Below are 18739 nucleotides of genomic sequence, written 5' to 3' on the forward strand. Positions count from 1 at the left end.
CGCGAATTCCAAGCCAACTCGGGCGCGACCCCGGCTACGCGGCCGCGCGACCGAAGCGCCGACGAAGCCCGCGGGTGAGCCCCTCGAGCTCTCTCGAACCGACGCCGTACGAGGCCACGACGAAGAGCGCGGCGAAGACAATGCCCCCGACGAGGCCAGGCACGAGCCCGGCGAGCACCCCCGGACCGCCGAACGACGCCGCGACGAGATCGGCCGCGCCCTTCCCTCCGACGCCTCCGACGAGCGACGCCACGACGGTCCTCCCGACGGAGCGAGAGATCTCGCCGACGCGGGTGTCCGAGAGCTTTCGGCGCAAAAAGAAGGCCAAGAGCGCCATCTGGACGAAGCTCGAGCCCGCGACGGCCACGCTCACCCCGACGTGCCCGAGCGGCCCCTTCAAGACCACGGCGAGCACGATGAAGGCGACGAGATCGAGCGCGCTCACGAGCACTGGAGTGCGTGTGTCGCCGAGCGCGTGGAACACGGGAACGAGCTGACGCACGGCCGCGACGGTCCACACGGCCCCGCCCTGCCACGCGAGCGCGCGTGCCGTCTCGCGCACGGCCTCTTCTTGGAAGTGCCCGCGGCGGAAGAGCAAGGTTACGAGGGGCTCACCGAGCGCGACGAGCGCGACCGACGAGGGGATCGCCACGAACAGCGAGAGCTTCATGCCGTGGGCGTAGGTCTTCTCGAGCTCGCCCATCTCCCCGCGCGCGGCGAAGACGGCGAGCGACGGGAGCGAGGCGGTCGACAGCGCCAAGACGAAGATGCCCTGAGGGAAGTCGCAGAGGCGGCTCGCCCACATGAAGTAGCTCTGCGCGCCCGGGCCGAGCTCCGAGAGGAAGCGCGTCGAGAGGATCATGTCGACGTAGTAGACCCCGAGCCCGAAGGCCATGGGACCCATGCGCCGGAGCATCTCGCGCACGGCCGGATCCGCGAAGTCGACCTTGGGGCGCCCGGCGTAGCCGATGGCGCGGAGCGCGGGCCACTGGGCGATGCTCTGGAGCACACCGCCGAGGAGCGCGCCTGCCACGATGACCTGCGCGCCGTCGATCCCGAGGCTCTTGAAGAGGGACGGTAGCCCGAACGCGGCCACGAGGAACGCGACGTTGAGCAGCCCGGGTGCGAACGCCCCGACCGCGAAGCGCTTGTTGGCGTTGAGCGCGGCCACACCGAGCGCCGCCGAGCCCATGAAGAAGATGTAGGGAAATACCGTACGAGTGAGGGAGACCGTGCGCTCGAACTGTCCCGGCTCCGCGTGGTAGCCGGCGGCGAAGAGCTCCGTGAGGGGCTCGGCGAAGAGCACCCCCAGCACCGTGGTGACGAAGAGCGCGAGGAGGGACACGCCGCGCGCCTTGGCGAAGAAGTCCTTCCCGGCGTCTTGGCCCTCGGTCTCGATCTTCTTGGCGAGGACGGGCACGACGGCGCTCGAGACCGCGCCCTCACCGAGGAGCTGCCGGAGCGCGTTCGGGATACGAAACGCCGTAAAAAAGGCGTCGGTCTCGGCGCGGGTGAAGACCGCCGCGAGGGCCATGTCACGCCCGAGCCCGAGGAGGCGCGAGGCCAGCGTCCCCGCGCCCACGATGCCCGCACGGCGCGCGAGCTTTCCGCGCTCTTTGTCGCCTCGGGCGGCCGCCGTCTCGGAGGCTTGTGGCTCGACGTGGCCCTCGCCCTCCTCGAGAGACGCGGATGCAGCGAGCTCGGCAGGCGCGTCGGCCGAGGCCCGGACCTCCTCGGCCCTGACCGACGCGTCGCCGGCGGGAGCCTCGGCGTCGCTCGACGCGTGGTCCGCGCTCGGCCCTTCGGCGTCGCTCGACGCGTGGTCCGCGCTCGGCGCTTCGTCGACCGGGGGCGCCTTCGCCGTCGGCTCGTCGACCGCAGAGGTGTCCTCGGGGTCGCTCACAGGCGCGGCATCTCCTCGCCTTCGGAGGGCTCGCCCTCGGGCCGGCACTCGGGGCAATGGCAGAGCGCGCGGAGGTAGGTGTAGGAGTAGAGCCCGCTCGCGTGGCCGTCGAACCAGCGGAGGCACACCGCGTAGTTCCCGACCGGCTCGATGTCCTCGAGCTCGAGCTGAAGGTCCGAGGGCGGGAGGAACGCGATCGAGCCCGAGTGCCCTTGGCAGCCAGCGCACGGGCAAAACCCGCGGAGCACGCGGTGCGGGTAGATGCCCTTGTGCCCGTCGGCCCAGTCGATCTCGGTCGTGCGCGCGCCACGCGGGGATCGGATCGCGCGGGCCTTGGTTCGAGCGTCTTTCATCGAGATTCTCCGCGACGGCGAGCGTTGAGGCCGTGGACGAGCTTGCCGAGCCCCGTGACGCCCTTCACTGCGCCGGGCCTGGCGATGGCCTTTTCCCCCAGGCGATGGCCGAGGGTCAAGGCTCCTCGCCAGGTGTCCGGGTCCGCGAAGGCCGGCGACGAGGGCACGGCGCCGCTCGCGACGAGCCACGCGAGCACGCCCGCGACGAACGCGTCGCCCGCGCCCGTCGCGTCGACGCAAGGGGCGTCGGGCCTCGGGACCGCGACCTCGATCGTGCCGAACGGCCCGCGCACCCAGGCCACGCTCCCGCCGCGCGTGTGCACCTGCACGGCGCGGGGTGCGTTCGCCGTGAGCCACGCCTCGCCTCTTCGGAGCGAGCCCCCGAGCGCCACGAGGTCGCCTGCCGAGGCCTTGACAATCGCGGCGTGGGCGACGAGCGCGCCGACGCGACGTCGCATTTCTGCGAGGTCCCCCCACATGTGAGCGCGCACGTTGAGGTCGACGAAGAGGCCGGCTTCGGCCCGCCTCGAGGCCGCGACGAGCGCCATGGTCGCCGCGCGGAGGCCCGGGCGCATGAGGGTGCTCGTACCGACCAAGACGAACGACGCGTCCGCCATGGCGGGCACCACGTCGGTCTTGCGGAGGGCTACGTCGGCCGTGTCGTGGCGGTAGAAGAGGAAGCTCGGCTCCCCGGACGCGTCACGGCGGACGAACGCGAGCCCGGTTCGGTTCGGGAGCTCGAGCAGGGTGTCGACGTCGACCCCTTCGGCGGCGATCGCAGCCTTGAGATCCTGACCGAAGCGGTCCCGGCCGACGGCGCCCGCGAGGCGCACCCGAACACCGAGGCGGCCGAGCACCGTCGCGACGTTCGCAGGCGCACCCCCGATCTCTCGGACGAAGCGCGCCCCGGCCGCGCGCCCCGGGGCGTCGAGCTCGAAGATGTCCCAGAGGACCTCTCCGAAACACGAGACCTCGTAGGCCGGACGGCGTGGTCGGGGTGCGCGAGGGGGCATGGCTCGGGATGTCTAGACCGACGGTCACGATTCTCGAACAGGAACCTCGGTCGTTCTGGGGCGGCGCCCAAATCCCGGAGGTTTTTGCCCCCGCGGGCACGGCTGGAAATCGGAGCGGTCGACGCCCGTTCGATGCCGGACCGACGCAGGCGGGGGATTCGGCTACGGTGAAGGCGTGTACCGCGTGCCCGCGAAACGAGACACCGAGGCCGTGCTCGAGGTTCGCCTGGCCGATGGCGCGCGATCTCGACGCGCGAGCATGATCGGGATGCAGCTCTTCGCGGTGCCGCCGGTCGTCGCGGCGGTGCTCGCCGGCGCGGCATCACCCACCGCGGGCCTCGTCGGCCTCGTCGCGAGCGGCCTCGGGTGTTACGCGCTCGGTCGCCACCTCGCTCGCGACGACGTCCGCTGGCTCCATGTGCGCGGGGGCGACGTCCTCGTCGGAGACCGCGAGGGTTCGCTGCGTCACGTCGCCGCGCTGACGGAGCTGCTCGACGTCGCCCTCGAGACCAAGACGGTCACCCACATGCTCGAGGGCGCGAGCGCGATCCCCGCCGTGCGGTTCGAAGAGGCCCGAGAGGGCCCCGAGATCGACACCGCGCGGCTCGGGTTCGTCACAGAGCATGGGACGTCCCACCCCCTCGGGGAGACGTACATCTCTCACCTCTACGCGGCCGAGGCGCTCTCCCGGGTGCGTGTATTCCTCAGGAAAAACGGCTGGGTCCCCGCCGACGAGCGCGACGCGGGCCGATAGGCTCGAGACCGATCACGACCGAGGACGCGCGTCGAGCTCGTGGCGGCTCATCGCCGACGCGACGAGCCGCTCGAGGTCGGTCAAGATGCGCCCGAGAGGCGGCACGACGAGCGCGAGGTCCGAGGGCGCCGCCAGCGCGACCGCCGCCGTACGCGTCGCGGCGTCGATGCGCAGAGGCCCACCACCACAGGCCCGACAGACGACACCGCCGCGCGCGACGTCGACGAGGGCCGAGCGGTTCGGCGGGCACTCGGCGCCGCACACCGCGCATCCCTCGAGGACGAGCCCGACCCCCGCGATCTCGAGCAGCCCGAGGCCCGCCCAGACGAGGCGCGCACGCAGCACGGCCTCGTCGACCGAAGGATCCCCCTCGAGGGTGTCGAGCACGTGGGTCGTGAGCGCCCACGCGCGAGGCTCCGGCGTGCGCGGGACGCAGACGACGCGCACCCACCGGAGGACCTTCCCTGCGGCGTCCATGGCCTCGAGGGACGTGACCAGACGACCTCGGACGACCACGAGCTCGGCCTCGTCGACACGCGCGAGCTCACCGCCGTGGTCGGACATGCGGACGCGAACGGTGTGAAAGGGCTCGAAGGCCCCGGGGGCACGTTTCCGGGAGCGCGCGCCTCCGCGCACCATCGCCGAGATTCGGCCGTAATTTTCAGTCAACAGCTGAACGACCCGATCCGACTCGCCGTAGGGGATCGAGCGGAGCAAGATCGCCGCGCTCTCGAGCGACGCTTTCGCGCGCCCGACCGTCACGAGGGAGTCACCCGAGGGCGTGGGGCGCGACGAGCGCCGGAGCCGACGAGAGCTCGGGGGGCATGTCGCGACCGCGGGGCTTCAGCACGATCGAGAGGGCGAGCGTGAAGAGAATGAGGAGCAGCACGAACGCGATCGCGACACCGAACCTGCGCCCCTGCCCCTCGCTCGTGGCTTGGACCGGAGAAGCGACGGGGAGCGGCGTGACCATGTGCACGCGGCGGCTCGCCGTGTACCGCGCCACCGCGTCTTGCGGGCCGATGCCGACCGCCTTCGCGTACGACTTCAAGAACCCACGGACGAACACCTCACCCGGGAGGTCGTCGAAGCGATCGCACTCGATCGCCTCGAGCGTGTGCAGCGGGATTCGCGTGACCCGCGACACCTCGGCGAGGCTCATGAGCCGAGTCTCTCGGCTCCGCTTGAGGAACGTCCCGACGCTTTCGTTCAAAGGGATCTCCATGATCAGGTTCCACCTCCGAGGCTCGCGAGAGCCTTGGCGCAGAGGGCGCCCGTGGGTGTCTTGGGCGACAGCTCACGGCACTTCTCGAAGTCGGCTTTGGCCTCGGCACCTCGACCGAGCCGCAGGCGCACGCGGCCGCGGGCGTCCCACGCGTCTTGGAGGCCTTGGCAATCGGCGCTCTCGACGGCGAGCGCGTTCGAGTACGACGTCTCGGCCTGGGGAAGGTCGTTCTTCTTTTCGTACGCGCGGCCGAGGCGGTAGTGGCCGACGCAGAACCGGGGCTGGGTGACCGCGTTCTTCAACGAGGCGATGGCGGCGTCGACCTGGCCGGCCTCCATTTGGGCCCAGCCGAGGTTTCCCCACGCGAGGTGGCTCTCGATGTAGCCCGGATCTTTCGTGAGCGGCTCGAGCACCTCGATAGCGGCGGGGTACTTCTTCTCGAGGATGAGCACGTTGCCGAGGAGGTTCTTGGCGTCGCGGAAGCGGTCGTCGGACTTGACGGCCTTTCGGGCGAACACCTCGGCCTCGCCGAGCTTGCAGTCGGGGGATCGGTCGTTTTCGGAGCAGAACGCGAGGTAGATGACCGCGGTGAGGTACGCGGCGCGGGCGTTCTCTTCGTTGAGCTCGACGGCCTTGCGGGCGTGGTCGAGCGCCGCGCGGTACTGGTGTTTGCCGAAGAAATCGCGGGCCACGTCGTACTCGGCGTCGCTCTGGCGCTCCTCGCTCTGCGCCCCGGGAGCGCTCGCCCCGCGGCTCGCGCACCCGAACGACAGCACCACGGCACCCAGCGCGAGGGACGCGCGGAGGGAGGAGCTTCGAGGGTTCACGAGGGTTTTGGGCATGGCTTCGACGCGAGCCGGAGGCGCGAGGGCGCCCCTTCGGAGGAGACGGCGAAAGTCAAGATACGTAGCGATTTCGGGCACTTGTAAGCAAGGAGCCTGTCGGCTTCCCGAAAAACGTCGCCAAAAACTCGACATTTTCGAAGCCCATGCGGGCGGCATGGACGTACCTGCCTCGGCTCTCCGCGTCAACCCTCGATTGTGTAGGGTCCGCGGACGCCGGCGCGCTCAGCCGCGGAGCTCTTCTTTCGAGCCGAGCAGCGTGTAGAGGCGCTTCAGGGCGTCGAGATCGAGGATCTCGACCTTCTCGCCGACGATCCGAAGGTACTGCTGCTCGCGGAGGCGGAGCACCGTGCGCTTCACGGTGTCGACGTCGACGCCGACGCGGGCCGAGAGCTCGACCGGCGACAGCTCGAGCAAGGCGGAGGCGTCTTGACCGCGGGTGAGCTTGATGAGGGCGCTCACGATCTTCGACTGGGCATCGCGGAGCATCATCACTTCGATTTGATCCTCGGCGTCGCGGACCCGCGAGATCATCTGCTCGCAGATCCGGGCACCAAGGAGCGGAAACTCGGCCACGGCTTGTTTGAAGGAGGCCCGGTCGAACACGAGCGCGGCGCCATCCGAGACGGCGATGGCGGTCTGGGTGCGTGGCGCTCCGTCGACGAGGGCGCTCTCGCCGATGAGCTCGCCCACGCGCGCGATGTTCAGGCTGCGCTCGGTCTGGCGCACCCGCTTCACGACCCGCACGCGCCCGGCCTGGATGAGGAACGCTTCGTCGGACCGCTCGCCCTCGCGAAAGAGGACCTCTCCCGCGGAGAACGAACGCCCGAGCCGAGGCCCGAGCCGGGCCATCATCTCGAGGTCCGGGGCGTCGACGACGGTGTCTTGGAGGGCGCGAGTCATGGATCGTCGACCGAGCACGGCCGCGCGAGAAGCCTACGAAGAGGACCGGGCCCGCGGCAAGCAGTTCCGAATGGGGGCACGTCCGAATCAGCGGTCATGATCCTCGAGCAAGACCGCTGATTTCGCCTGCCTCGTCATCGGAGGACGCCGTCCTCCGCCCCACGGGCAAAGCCCGCTTCGGGCCCCCCCGGGTTTTGGGTCCCGGCCCAAAACGCCCCGTGTTCGCCTGCTCGAGGATCGCGACCGTCGATTTTGAGGAAAAAAGCGACTCAGACCTTGGTGGCGGCGATGACCACGTGAGGATACGGGAGCACGTCGGGGACGCGGACCATGCGGACGCGGAACCCGAGGGAGCTCAGCATCTCGCCCCACTCGGCGTGGTGGCGGTACGCGAGGGGCTCGTCCCACCCGACCATGACGCGGTCGAGCAGCTCGGTGAACTTGAGCCCGAAGCGGGGCACGGTGGTGATGTCCTTCACGACGAGCACTCCGCGCGGCGCAAGGCGGTCGCGGAGCGAGGCGAGCAGCTCGCGCTGATCGTCGTAGGGAATGTGGTGCATCACGTCGAGCACGTAGGCCGCCTGGAACTCCCCCTCGAGCTCGACGCGACGGGCGTCTCCGCAGACGAACTCGGCGTCGAGGCCGAGGCCCTGCGCCACGTGGCGGGCCATGTCGATCCGGCGGGCGTCCGGGTCGAGGCCGAGGATGCGACGCCCCGGTTGGGTCTGGCCGAAGTACGCGGAAAACAAGCCGAATCCGCACCCGATGTCGAGGATACGCCCCTCCTCGGGGAGCAGGAGATCCATGACGCTGAGGAGCTTCGGCCGAAGGATCGAGAAGCGAATGTTGGCATAGGCGCGCTCGACCGGCGGCAAGAGCCGCGCGATGTTCGAGACCGCCTCGCTCCCGAACACCTCGGCGGGCGCGTAGAACGGGGGCGGCGGCGGGGGCTGCGACGCGATCGAGATGGCGCGCATGAGACGGGCCGCGCGCGACGAGGGCGGCGGGGCATCGTTCGAGGAAGCGGGATCGTGCGACACGGGGCCTCGGGGGCGAGAGGGCAGGCGCGGGCGTGCCGCGTGCGCGAGGGGTTACCAGATGGCCGGGCGAGCGCAATCCTCTCCGAGGCCGAAAAGAGCGAAGGCCGCCTCCTCGGGGAGAGCGGCCTTCTCGGTGTGTCGTCGTGCGAAGGAGGGGACTTGAACCCCTACGGTGTTACCCGCTAGCACCTCAAGCTAGTGCGTCTGCCAATTCCGCCACCTTCGCGGGCTGCGATGGGCAGCCTTTTCTCAAAAAGGCCGGTCACCGTCAACGCCTTTTGAACAAAAAAGCGCAACACCCTGGTTTTGCAGCGAAATCAGGCCAGTTTGGCGAGGGCAGCGAGCACGTCGACGAGCTCGAAGGGCTTCCGGACCACCTGCACGATCGGACCTTGGTGGGCGACGTCGGCCGGGAGCCCATCGACGTTTCCCGTGGCCACGACGAGCGGGGCCCCGGCGGGCAGAGCACGCGCGATGCGCCCGAGGGCCCCGCCGAGGTCGTCCGCGAGCGGGGAGAGATCGACGACCGCGCCGTCGTACGGGATGGTCAAGGCGGGCTCGAGCTCGGCGAGGGCGCCCACCCTCCGAACACGCGCCCCGCGGGCCTCGAGCGCCGCCTCGAGCAAGGCCACGACGTCGCGGTCGTCCTCGACGAGGAGCACGCTCCGACCCGCGAGCGAGACCCCGCCTCGCGTCCCGCTCGGCCGAGGCGCGCTGTCCACCCTCGGCCACGTGAGGCGAAAGAGCGCGCCAGGCCCGGGTCGCCGGACGAGGACGAGCGAGCCCCCTCGCCGCTCGGCGACCGCACGAGAATGGGAGAGACCGACGCCGGCCCCCCCCGCACGCGTCGAGTGCCCCTCGAAAATTCGCGCCGCGAGAGGCTCCGGGACGCCCGGCCCTTCGTCGGAGACGTCGATCGTCACCTCTCCGCCTCCGCGTGGCTCGAGGCGCACGACCACGTGCGCGCCCTCGGGCGAGTGGGCCACGGCGTTGAGGAGGAGGTTCGTGAGGATGTGGCCGAGCTCCGCAGCGTCGCGGACGACGGCGAGGTCCGCGCTGCCCTCGACGACGAGGAGGATAGCGCGCTCGCGTGCCACGGGCCCCATACCGGAGAGGGTCTCGTCGACGACGAGATCGATGGAGCGCTCGTCCATGGCAGGCTCGGAGCCCGCCCCGAGGGCGCCCCGCGCGAGGGCCTTCGCGCGACGCGCGTGATCTTCGATCATGCGGAGCGCCGCGGCGCGCTCTTCGGCCGTGGCGCCGCTGTCACGCGCCTCGGCGACCCAACCGAGGACCACGGTCAGCGCGTTGGACACGTCATGGAGGGCCCCGCTCAGGTCGGAGGAGGCCGCCTTCGCGGGCCCTTCGCCGCCGCTCGCCACCTTGCCGTCCGACACGCCCCGACCGTACCCGAGACAGACCCGCGAGGCGAGCGTTTCCGCGGGCAGAGGCTCAGGCGTCGTCGAGCGATACGGCGCTGTCGGCCTGGTTTCCGACCACGGACAGGGCGCGCCGTGCGGCCTCGACCGTGATGTCGCGCGCCTCGACGATCATGTGCGCGACGCGCTCGACGAGGTCACCCGTGGCTCCCGCCGCGACGGCGACCGCGCGCGCGTGGAGCGCCATGTGCCCTCGCTGGATGCCGTCCGTGGCGAGCGCCCTGAGCGCGGCGAGGTTGGAGGCGAGGCCTACGGCCGCAGCCGCCATGGCGAGATCTTGCGCCGACTCGATCCCGGCGACCCGAAGCGAGAGCCTCGCGCCCGGGTGAACGCGCAGGGTGCCGCCGACCGTCCCGAGGGACAGCGGGAGCTCGAGCGAGCCTTGGAGCACGTCTCCCACCTTGCGCCACACGGCGAGCGGACCGTACGTGCCGGTGCGCGCGGCGTACGCGTGCGCTCCCGCCTCGACGGCGCGCCAGTCGTTGCCCGTCGCGAGCACCACGGCGTCGATGCCGTTCATGATGCCCTTGTTGTGGGTGGCCGCGCGGTACGGATCGAGCTCGGCGAAGCGCGAGGCGTTGACGATCCCCGCGATCACGTCGTCGCCGTTCATGGTCTCGGTCGCGAGCACGTGCGCGGGGACCCGGCACGTGACGCGGACCCTGCGGCGATCGCACAAATTCGAGAGGATCCGCAGACCTACACGACCGGAGGCGAGCTCGGCGACGCGGTCGGCGATGCCCTCGGCCACGCTGTTGATGAGGTTCGCGCCCATGGCGTCGCGGCAGTCGACGAGGACGTGCACGACGATCATCCGGTCTTCTTCGGTGCCGAGGAAGCGGACCTCGAGGTCCCGCGCGCCCCCGCCGCGCACCACGAGCCCGGGCACCGCGCGATCGGCACGGGCGAGCAGGTCCTCGCGCTCGGCCTCGATGCGCACCTTGGCGCGCTCGCGGTCGGCCACGTCGTAGATTTGGACCTGGCTTATCATGAGGGGCTCGTCCACCTCGGCCACGAAGCCCCCGCCCGCGCGGATCATCTTGGAGGCGTTCGAGGCCGCGGCGACGACGCTCGGCTCCTCGACGACCATGGGCACCACACGATCGCGACCGTTGACCCTAACGTTGAGGGCCACGCCGTAGGGGAGCGCGTAGGTGCCGAGCACGTTCTCGACGAACTTGTCGGCCGTGTCGGCGTCCAAGCCTCCCCCGTCGAGCGCGCGCTCGATCTCGATCGGCTCGACGCCCGTCGCGTCGCACACGAGGGCGCGGCGCTCCGCGACGTCGACCTTGTAGAAACCGGGAAGCTGCGAGGTTTTGCTCATGGGGAAGGCCATTCGGTCGAAGGTCGTGGGAGGTCGCTCGAAAAGTCGATGCGGGAGTCGGTCGATGGGGAGACGGCGCGAACGCCGTGAGGGTCGATGGAGACGGCGAGCCGGGTGAGACCGCGGGCGTCGGCTTCCGCGTCGAAGGCGGCGGTGTCGACGCCCTCCGGGGCGAGCAGCACCGAGACGTCGCCTCCACCCGCTCCCGAGGGGAAAAACGCGTGGCCTTGGTCGCCCGCGAGCCGGCGAAGCGCGGTCTCGTGCGGGCCGAAGATAGGGGCCGAGGAGGCCTCGCCGAGCTCACCGAGCACCTCCGCGAAGGCGCGCGCGGCCTCGAGGAAGGCGCTCCTGTCGACGGCGCGGCACGCGGCGTAGGCCCTCTCCGAGGCCTCACCGAGGGACGCGAGGAGGCGCGCGTGCACGCCGGGTGAACGGGCGCCGAAGGCGTCGACCCGACCACGGAGCTCGGTCGTGCGGGCGAAGGTCCCCGAGGCGTACACGACCACCGAGACGCCGGGGAGGTCGACCGGGACGATCGCAGGGCCGCCTTCGGCCAGGGTGTACGCGAGGGTTCCGCCGAACACGGACGCGGCCACGTCGACGCCGCTCCCGCCCCCCTGGGCCCGCGCGTGCGCCGCGCGAGCTATGTCAAAAATCTCTTTCTTTACAGACAGTTGAGAGACATCTTCGCCCCGCTCGAGCGCGAGCACGCCGAGCGTCGCCACGAGGGCCGCGGCGCTCGCCCCGAGCCCGAGCTTGCGGTCCCCCTCGAAGAGCTCGTGCACGTCCACGGAGGGTGCCATGCCCGGGCCGAGGGCGGCTTCGACCTCGCGGGACGGGGCCGCCGAGCGAGCCCCGTTCGCGACGGCGCCTCGGGAGACCGCGGCGACGAGCGCGGGCGCGCCGTGGAGCACGGCGTAGGCCCCCGTGAGCACCACCTTGCCCGGTGCACGCGCGGTTCGGCTCATTCGGCCTCCTCGACCACGCGCGCGCCCTCACCGGGGTGTGTCGTGAGGACGCGGAGCACGCCGGGGACCTCGGCCATGAAGCCGCGCACACGGTCGGCGTCGGTGGGGCGAACGAGGACCTTCACGTGGGGGCCCGCGTCCATCGTGGCGTACGCCTCGACGCCGCGCGCGCGGAGGGCCCACACGGCCTCGAGCGCGTCGAGGGTGACCCCCTTCACGTACACCACACCGGCCGCGAGCGCGGACGCGTGCATCGCGAGGGCGCTCCGTTCGGCGAGCTCCCCCACCCGCGTGAAATCCCCGCGAAGGAGGGCCGCGCCGAGCTCCGCGTGGCTCACCTTCGCGTGCGCGAGCCACGCCGGGTAGTACGGGCTCTCGCGGGACGTCCTGCCCATTCCGTCGGTCGACGCGACCTTCTTCGCCGACTCCGTCGCCACGCACACGAGGACCGTGAGCGGGAGGGTCGAGGCCGGCGCGAAAGGGAGCGCCCCTTCGGCCTCGAGGGGCAGCTCGACGAAGCCCCCGAAGAGGCTCCGTGCCGCGCTCGCGGACGCCGCACGAGCGAGACCGCTCACGCGGGTGACGTCCCAGTCGAGCTTGGCGGCGCGCACGGCCGCGAGCGCCAGCGCAGCGAACCCCGACGCGCTCGACGCGAGCCCCGAGCCCGTAGGAAAGTCGTTCGACGTCTCGACGATGGCCCGCCCGAGCCCCGGAGACGCGGCGCGCACCGTGGCGAGGAGCCGCGTCACCTTCTCGAGCCCCGCGACCATCGGCGCGCCCCCGAGCAGGACCTCGTCGGCCCCGGGCTCGCCATGGAACCGGACGCGGGTGCGGGTGCACATGCCCTCGAGCGTGACCGACAGGCTCGGTACGGCAGGGAAATTCCCAGGGCGTTCGAGCTTGCCCCAATATTTCGACAGGGCGATGTTGGGGTGCGCGACGACGGTGACGGCGCTCATAACGAGACCTCTTCGCGGCAGCGCGTGGGCGTGTCGCTCGGGGCGCGCACACGCGCCGAGAAGCCGTCGAACCCTGCCGCTCGCCACCCCGCGAGCACGCGCTCGCCTACCTCGGTCGAGTCGACGAGGGCCACGACGCTCCCTCCCCCTCCCGCTCCCGTGAGCTTCGCTCCGAGCGCGCCACGATCCGCCGCGATCCGGCAGAGGGCGTCGATCTCCGGGGTCGAGAGGGACAGCTCGGCGAGGCAGGCCTGGTTCTCGACGAGCAGCCGGCCCAAGGTCGCGACGTCGCCCGCCTCGATCGCGGTGCGTGCGTCGCGCACGAGCACGCGGATACGCTCGAAGATGCCCCGCGTCACGTCGGGTTGAGTGGAGAGCTTCTTCGCCACGAGGTCGACCATGGACTTGGTGCTCGACGCCATGCCCGAGCTCCCGATCACGAGCGTGAGCTCCGAGCGCACACGGAGCTGAACGATCGGCGCCCCCCGCTCGAAGAGCACGGAGCCCCCTCGAGCGGCCACCGCAGCGTCGATTCCCGAAGGATTTCCGTGAAATACGCGCTCCCACTCCATGGCACGCGCGGCCACGACCGACGGGGCCGCGGAGGGATCGAGGGCGCGCGCGACGGCGACCCCCGTGGCGGCGGAGCACCCGAGACCTCCCCCGGGAGGGAGGTCGGCCGAGGCCTCGACGAGGCACGGCTCGAAGGGGATCCCCTCGCCCTCGAGGTGCGTCCGGGTCGCTTCGACGATCGCCGTGAACGCCCGCCCGAGCATCGAGGTCGTGTCTCCCTCACGCACGTCGACGTTCCAGCTCTGGACGTGGAGCTCCGAGGGCCCTTGCCCCTTCGCGAACGCGCGCGCCTTCGCGCCGCGGTCGATGCCCACGGCGATGGCAGGGACGCCGTGCACGACGGCGTGCTCGCCGAGCAAGATGACCTTCCCGCACGCGGTGCCGGCGCTGCTTCGTGCTTCGGCCGACCTCACGACGAACGCTCCCCGAGCGCGTCGATCGCTCCCTCGAGCACGAGCGCGGCAGAAGGCGTGAAGGAAAGGGCGTCGAGGCGCGCGCGGGCCTCCGAGAGCAGCTCCGAGACGCGCGCCTCGATCCGCGCCCGAGCGCCGCTCTCGTGCATCTCGCTCGCCAGGGCCTCGCAGGCCGCGTCGGACGCCGAGGCATTTCCGAGGACCGGGCGGAGCGCCTCGACGCCCTTCGCCCCGCGAGCCGAAACGAACGCGGCGACGAGCGAGGTCCGCTTGCCCTGACGGAGATCCCCGAAGCGGGGCTTGCCCGTGGTCGCCGTGTCTCCGAAGGTCCCGAGCACGTCGTCGCGGAGCTGAAAGGCCACCCCCAACGGCGTGGCGAAGGCATCGATCGCGCGTTCTCGGGCGTCGTCGGCGCCCCCGAGCAGGGCCCCCACCGCGAGCGGCCCTCCGACCGTGTAGGCCCCGGTCTTTTTCGCGTGCATGGCCTCGACGTCCGCGAGCACGAGGGCCTCGAGCGGGCGGCGATCGGCACAAACGTCCATGATTTGGCCGAGCACGACCTCGTGCTGCATGTGCGCGAAGCGGCGAGCCGCGCGGAGCTTGTGCTCGGCCGGCACGTCGACCGTGAAGAACGCCTCTTGCGCGAGGGCGCTCGCGAAGTCCCCCGCGAGGATGCCGGTCACGTCCCCGAGGGTCGCGGAGCCGAAGGCGTCCTGGAGCATCTTGTGGACGCTCGGCCCGCCACGCCGAACGAGGTCGCCGTCCATCCAGTCGTCGTGGGCGAGCAGGTAGACCTGCACGAGCTCCATCGCCAGCGCCGCGCCGAGGACGGCATCGAGGCCCCGCTCTCCTCCGACTCCGTCGTACCCGAGGGCGACGAGCACGGCGCGCATCCGCTTTCCGCCGCGCGTCCCGAGGGAGTGGAGGGCGTCGGCCACGGCCGCCACGTCGGTGCCGAGGGACCGCTCGCGCGCAAGACCGGCTCCGAGGGATTCGGCGACCGCGCTCTCGACGCGTGGACGAACGGCAGAGGCATAAGCGGCGTAGGCGGAGCGGGGGTTCGTGCGGCTGTCAGGTCCCATCGGGCCCTTTCGATGTCCCAAAACGAGACGGGTCGTACCTTCGCATCCAGTCACGGTTCCCCCGTGTGAGCCACGCTGCTTTTCGTAGGCGGTCGATTGCCCCATGACCTCGGCCGGAAACTAGGGGCGAGCGGTCGGCGTGTCAATCGCCATGGGGAAGACGTTTGTTCAACGATTTCGGGCACCTTCAAAATATTTTGAAAATTTGAGAGGATACGAAGCGACCTTCGGGGCTGAACCCGAGACGCGGTGCGGCGAGACGGGCCCCGCGCCCGCGGCCCCCGGACGGCATCGAACGGGACGCATCGAACCTCCCCACGCCGCGGACAGTGGGTGGGAGAACCCCCCCGCACACTGCTAAGGCACGACCTCATGAGCGACATCGGACGGAGGAAACAGGACCACATCGAGCTCTGCGCGACCGAGGACGTCGGCTTTCGCGCGAAGACCACGCTGTTCGAGCAGGTCCGCCTCGTCCACGACGGCATGCCCGACCTCCACGTCGACGAGGTCGATCCGAGCCTCACGTTGTTCGGAAAGAGGCTCTCGGCGCCCATCGTGATCGCCGCCATGACCGGGGGGACCGACGAGGCCGGGCGCATCAACCGCGAGCTGTCCTCGATCGCCGAGGAGCGCGGCTACGGCTTCGGCCTCGGGAGCCAGCGCGCCATGATGAAGCGGCCCGAGACGCGCGGGTCGTTCGCCGTCCGGGACGTCGCCAAGAACGTGCTCCTCCTCGGGAACGTGGGCATCGTGCAGGCCCGCGAGGCGGGCCCCGAAGCGCTCGAAAAGCTCGTGGCCGACGTCGGCGCCGACGCGCTCTGCGTGCACATGAACCCTGCCATGGAGCTCGTGCAACCCGACGGCGACCGCGATTTCCGCGACGGCGCCGCGACCCTCCGTGCGCTCGTGCAAGCGCTCCCCTTCCCCGTCATCGCCAAAGAGACGGGGTCGGGCATCTCACGCGGCCTCGGGCGTCGCCTCCGCGCGTCGGGGGTGAGGCATGTCGACGTGTCGGGCGCGGGGGGTACGTCGTGGGTGGCCGTCGAGACCAAACGCGCAGCCTCGGCCAACGACGAGCCGTCGAGGAAGCTCGGAGACGCGCTCTGGGATTGGGGCATCCCGACGGCAGCGAGCGTGCTCGAGGTCGCACCGCTCGGTTTCGAGACCGTGATCGCGACCGGCGGAGTCAAGACGGGGATGGACGTGGCCAAGGCCGTGGCGCTCGGGGCGACGGCCGCCGGGATCGCGCGCCCGGTGCTCGTCGCCCTCCGGGAGGGCGGTCGCGCCGGGGCGATCTCCGCCCTCGAGGGCATCGAACGAGAGCTACGCGCCGTGATGCTGCTCACCGGGAGCCGCACGCTCGGCGACCTCCGACGCGCGCGACGTGTGCTGACCGGAGAGCTGCGAACCTGGGCCGAGTCGGCCGACACGTGACGAAGAGGCACGAACGGGAAGCGCGGCGCGATGCGCCACGGGGCTTGTATCTTCGCGAAAACTTGTCGATTATTTCGCGCGCCCGATGAGCGACCCCTTGCGCTGCCTTGTCGTCGAAGACTCTCCGATGATGCGGCAGCTCCTCATTTTTGCGCTCTCGCGCGTGCGAGGGCTCCAGATCGTCGAAGCCGTCGATGGCGTCGACGCTCTGCGAAAGCTCGCCACCTTGCGCTTCGACCTCGTCCTCACGGACGTGAACATGCCCATCATGGACGGGCTCAAGCTCGTGCATCGCATCCGCTCGGACGCGACCCACAAGGACGTCCCGATCGTGATCATCACGACCGAAGGCGCCGAGGCCGATCGCAAGCGCGCCCTCGATCTCGGGGCCAACGCCTACGTCGTGAAGCCGATCCAAGCCCCGGCCGTGATCGCCCTCGCCGAGCGCCTCCTCGGCCTCCGCCCCCACGCGCCTCCCGAAGCTCCGTGAGCGCGCCGTACGTCAAGGTCTGCGGAATCACGCGCGTCGAGGACGCCGACGTGTGCCTGTCGCTCGGGGTCGCGTCGATCGGGCTGAACTTCATCCCCGAGAGCCCGCGGTGCGTCTCCTTCGAGGTGGCGCGGGCGATCGCGGCCCACGTCGGCGATCGTGCGCTCGTGGTCGGTGTGGTGCGCGACCTCTCGGCCGACGAGGCGCGCGGGCTTCGGGACGCGGTCCCGCTCGGGTGCCTGCAGCTCCACGGTGACGAGCCGAAGGAGGTCGTGTCGGCGCTCCTCCCACACGCGTACAAAGCCTTTCGTATCGGGACGTTGGACGACGTCGAGCGGGCCGCGAGCTACCCTGGCGAGTACCTGCTCGTCGACGCGAAGGTCGAAGGCATGCTCGGGGGCACGGGCCAGCGCGTCGACCTCTCGCTCGTCGCGGGCCTCGCGCGGTCGAGGAAGCTCACGCTGGCTGGAGGGCTCACCGCCGAGAACGTCCACGAGGCCATCGTCCGTGTGTCCCCCTATTGCGTGGACGTCGCGAGCGGCGTCGAGCGCTCTCCTGGAGTCAAAGACGCCGACAAAATCGCTGCGTTCGTCCGCGCGACGCGGGCCTGAGCGGGCGGCCTCGAACCGCCACGAACGAAAGCGTCACGCGCCGCGCAGCGAGAAGGCGGTGCGACGCACGATCTCGCGACGACGCGCCTCGTCGCCCTCCGGAAGCCCCGCGAGCAGGACGTCGGCCGGGGACTCGCCCCGGGAGACGAGCTCCTCGAGCGGGCGGAGCACGGCGGTCTCGTCCACGCCTCCGACGACGACCGCACGCCGCGAGAGGCCGCCTTTGGCGATCGCGACCACGTCCTCGGCCAAGCGGCGCAACGTGCCTCCACGGAACGGCGCGTCGAGGCCGAGCCGCCAGACGTCGGCGCGGACACGGGTCGCCTCCTCGAGGGTGTGATCGCGCACCAAGTCCCACGCCGCGGCGAGCGCGGTCTCGTCGTAGTAGAGGCCGATGTAGAGCGCCGCGAGGGCCGGCGACATGAGCTCCGACTGCGCGTCGGCCGAGCGGATCTCGAGCGTCCGCTTGAGGCGCACCTCGGGGAAGAGCGTGTTCAAGTGGGTCGTGTAGTCGCCCATGGTGGCCTTGTGGCCCTCGAACCCGTCGGTCATGAACGACCGGAAGGTCTGCCCCGTGTTCTCGATGCGCTTGCCGTCCCGCTTGAACATGAACATGGGCACGTCGAGCGCCCACTCGACGTAGTCGCGGTAGCCGGCGCCCTCTTTCCAGACGTTCGGCACGAGGCCGCTCCGATCGGGATCGACGTCGAGCCACACCTTCGCGCGGAAGCTCTTTCCCCCGAAGGGCGCGCCCTCGTAGAAGGGGCTGTTCGCGAACATCGCGGCGGTGACGGGCGCGAGCGCGAGGCCGACCCGGAGCTTCCGCATCGCGTCCTCTTCCGACGCGTAGTCGTAGTTGGCTTGGACCGTCGACGTGCGCAACATCATGTCGAGGGCGTGGCCCCCCCGCTTCGGGAGGTACTCCCGCATGACGCCATACCGGAGCTTCGGGACGAAGGTGTAGTCTGCACGCTTTGCGAACGGCTGGAACCCGAGCCCGAGCCACGTGATGCCGAGCTTCTCGGACACGGGAGCGATGTCGGCGAGGTGCGCGCGGAGCTCGTGAGCGATGGCGTGCGCCGACGGGAGCGGGGCGCCGGACAGCTCGAGCTGGCTGCCGGGCTCGAGCGTGATCGAGGCGCCGTCTTTCGTGAGGGCGAGGAGCGGGCCGCCCTCGTACTCGCGCTCCTCGTGCCACCCTTTGGACGCGAGATCGTGAAGGATGGACGCGACACCGCCGCGCGGCCCGTCGTACGGCACCGTGCTCAAGTCATCGAAAACACCCGGCTTTTCGGCCTCGGCCCCGCAGAGGAACGCGCTCTTCGGCTTCTCCGCCGCGACGAACGGCTCGAGCAGATCGGAAGCGCTGGTGATCGGGCGGTCGTCGGTCGCGTCGGCCAAGGTCGTTCT

The 18739-nt window shown here is 70.8% G+C and carries 19 protein-coding genes and 1 tRNA gene; 4 read left to right on the forward strand and 16 right to left on the reverse strand.

Annotated features, from left to right (window positions below; translation table 11 throughout):
- Positions 1-34 precede the first annotated feature (34 nt).
- Genes murJ through IPK71_24155 form a run of 3 tightly spaced genes read right to left on the reverse strand, consistent with a single transcriptional unit; the run spans position 35 to position 3269 of the window.
- Positions 35-1903, reverse strand: a complete 1869-nt coding sequence (murJ, locus tag IPK71_24145) for a murein biosynthesis integral membrane protein MurJ (protein MBK8216829.1) — start codon at positions 1901-1903, stop codon at positions 35-37.
- The gene (locus IPK71_24150) at positions 1900-2256 is read right to left on the reverse strand and encodes a DUF971 domain-containing protein (protein MBK8216830.1); all 357 of its coding nucleotides are present in this window, start codon (positions 2254-2256) and stop codon (positions 1900-1902) included. Before IPK71_24150 ends, murJ begins: the two co-directional genes overlap by 4 nt.
- Positions 2253-3269 carry a carbohydrate kinase gene (locus tag IPK71_24155; GenBank protein ID MBK8216831.1) on the reverse strand — a complete coding sequence of 339 codons (1017 nt, stop codon included), beginning with the start codon at positions 3267-3269 and terminating at the stop codon, positions 2253-2255. The genes IPK71_24150 and IPK71_24155 overlap by 4 nt, the downstream gene beginning before the upstream one ends.
- Positions 3270-3444: 175 nt before the next feature.
- Between IPK71_24155 and IPK71_24160 the strand changes: the two genes are divergently transcribed.
- Positions 3445-4023 carry a hypothetical protein gene (locus IPK71_24160; protein MBK8216832.1) on the forward strand — a complete coding sequence of 193 codons (579 nt, stop codon included), beginning with the start codon at positions 3445-3447 and terminating at the stop codon, positions 4021-4023.
- Between the two features lie 12 nt (positions 4024-4035).
- Here IPK71_24160 and recO read toward each other — a convergent pair whose 3' ends face one another.
- The 12 genes from recO to IPK71_24220 form a co-directional block, all read right to left on the reverse strand.
- Complete coding sequence (gene recO, locus IPK71_24165) at positions 4036-4785, reverse strand: DNA repair protein RecO (protein ID MBK8216833.1); 750 nt, start codon at positions 4783-4785, stop codon at positions 4036-4038.
- A 7-nt stretch (positions 4786-4792) separates the two neighbouring features.
- On the reverse strand, positions 4793-5248 hold the full coding sequence (locus IPK71_24170; GenBank protein ID MBK8216834.1) for a helix-turn-helix domain-containing protein: 456 nt from the start codon (positions 5246-5248) through the stop codon (positions 4793-4795).
- A gap of 2 nt (positions 5249-5250) precedes the next feature.
- Entirely contained in the window at positions 5251-6090 is an 840-nt protein-coding gene (locus IPK71_24175) for a tetratricopeptide repeat protein (protein MBK8216835.1), read from the reverse strand.
- A gap of 225 nt (positions 6091-6315) precedes the next feature.
- On the reverse strand, positions 6316-6993 hold the full coding sequence (locus tag IPK71_24180; GenBank protein MBK8216836.1) for a Crp/Fnr family transcriptional regulator: 678 nt from the start codon (positions 6991-6993) through the stop codon (positions 6316-6318).
- 269 nt (positions 6994-7262) lie between these two features.
- The gene (locus IPK71_24185) at positions 7263-7970 is read right to left on the reverse strand and encodes a class I SAM-dependent methyltransferase (GenBank protein MBK8216837.1); all 708 of its coding nucleotides are present in this window, start codon (positions 7968-7970) and stop codon (positions 7263-7265) included.
- 207 nt (positions 7971-8177) lie between these two features.
- Positions 8178-8259: transfer RNA gene (locus IPK71_24190), tRNA-Leu, on the reverse strand.
- A gap of 91 nt (positions 8260-8350) precedes the next feature.
- On the reverse strand, positions 8351-9430 hold the full coding sequence (locus tag IPK71_24195; GenBank protein MBK8216838.1) for a hybrid sensor histidine kinase/response regulator: 1080 nt from the start codon (positions 9428-9430) through the stop codon (positions 8351-8353).
- A 55-nt stretch (positions 9431-9485) separates the two neighbouring features.
- Entirely contained in the window at positions 9486-10796 is a 1311-nt protein-coding gene (locus IPK71_24200) for a hydroxymethylglutaryl-CoA reductase, degradative (GenBank protein ID MBK8216839.1), read from the reverse strand.
- Entirely contained in the window at positions 10793-11764 is a 972-nt protein-coding gene (locus IPK71_24205; GenBank protein ID MBK8216840.1) for a hypothetical protein, read from the reverse strand. The genes IPK71_24200 and IPK71_24205 overlap by 4 nt, the downstream gene beginning before the upstream one ends.
- On the reverse strand, positions 11761-12723 hold the full coding sequence (gene mvaD / locus IPK71_24210) for a diphosphomevalonate decarboxylase (GenBank protein ID MBK8216841.1): 963 nt from the start codon (positions 12721-12723) through the stop codon (positions 11761-11763). Before mvaD ends, IPK71_24205 begins: the two co-directional genes overlap by 4 nt.
- A complete protein-coding gene (gene mvk / locus IPK71_24215; GenBank protein MBK8216842.1) occupies positions 12720-13709 on the reverse strand; it encodes a mevalonate kinase in 990 nt (329 codons plus the stop codon). Before mvk ends, mvaD begins: the two co-directional genes overlap by 4 nt.
- A complete protein-coding gene (locus tag IPK71_24220) occupies positions 13706-14791 on the reverse strand; it encodes a polyprenyl synthetase family protein (protein MBK8216843.1) in 1086 nt (361 codons plus the stop codon). The genes mvk and IPK71_24220 overlap by 4 nt, the downstream gene beginning before the upstream one ends.
- 372 nt (positions 14792-15163) lie before the next feature.
- Between IPK71_24220 and IPK71_24225 the strand changes: the two genes are divergently transcribed.
- The 3 genes from IPK71_24225 (at position 15164) to IPK71_24235 (ending at position 17329) form a co-directional block, all read left to right on the forward strand.
- Positions 15164-16228, forward strand: coding sequence for a type 2 isopentenyl-diphosphate Delta-isomerase (locus tag IPK71_24225; protein MBK8216844.1), 1065 nt, complete (start codon positions 15164-15166; stop codon positions 16226-16228).
- Between the two features lie 85 nt (positions 16229-16313).
- Positions 16314-16718 (forward strand): response regulator, encoded by a 405-nt coding sequence (locus tag IPK71_24230; GenBank protein MBK8216845.1) that lies wholly within the window; start codon positions 16314-16316, stop codon positions 16716-16718.
- Positions 16715-17329 (forward strand): phosphoribosylanthranilate isomerase, encoded by a 615-nt coding sequence (locus tag IPK71_24235; protein ID MBK8216846.1) that lies wholly within the window; start codon positions 16715-16717, stop codon positions 17327-17329. The genes IPK71_24230 and IPK71_24235 overlap by 4 nt, the downstream gene beginning before the upstream one ends.
- Positions 17330-17362: 33 nt before the next feature.
- Here the strand turns inward: IPK71_24235 and IPK71_24240 are convergent, their stop codons facing one another.
- Complete coding sequence (locus tag IPK71_24240) at positions 17363-18703, reverse strand: glutamate--cysteine ligase (GenBank protein ID MBK8216847.1); 1341 nt, start codon at positions 18701-18703, stop codon at positions 17363-17365.
- Positions 18704-18739: the final 36 nt, after the last annotated feature.

The sequence above is a fragment of the Myxococcales bacterium genome, assembly GCA_016712525.1.
Taxonomy (GTDB): domain Bacteria; phylum Myxococcota_A; class Polyangia; order Polyangiales; family Polyangiaceae; genus JAAFHV01.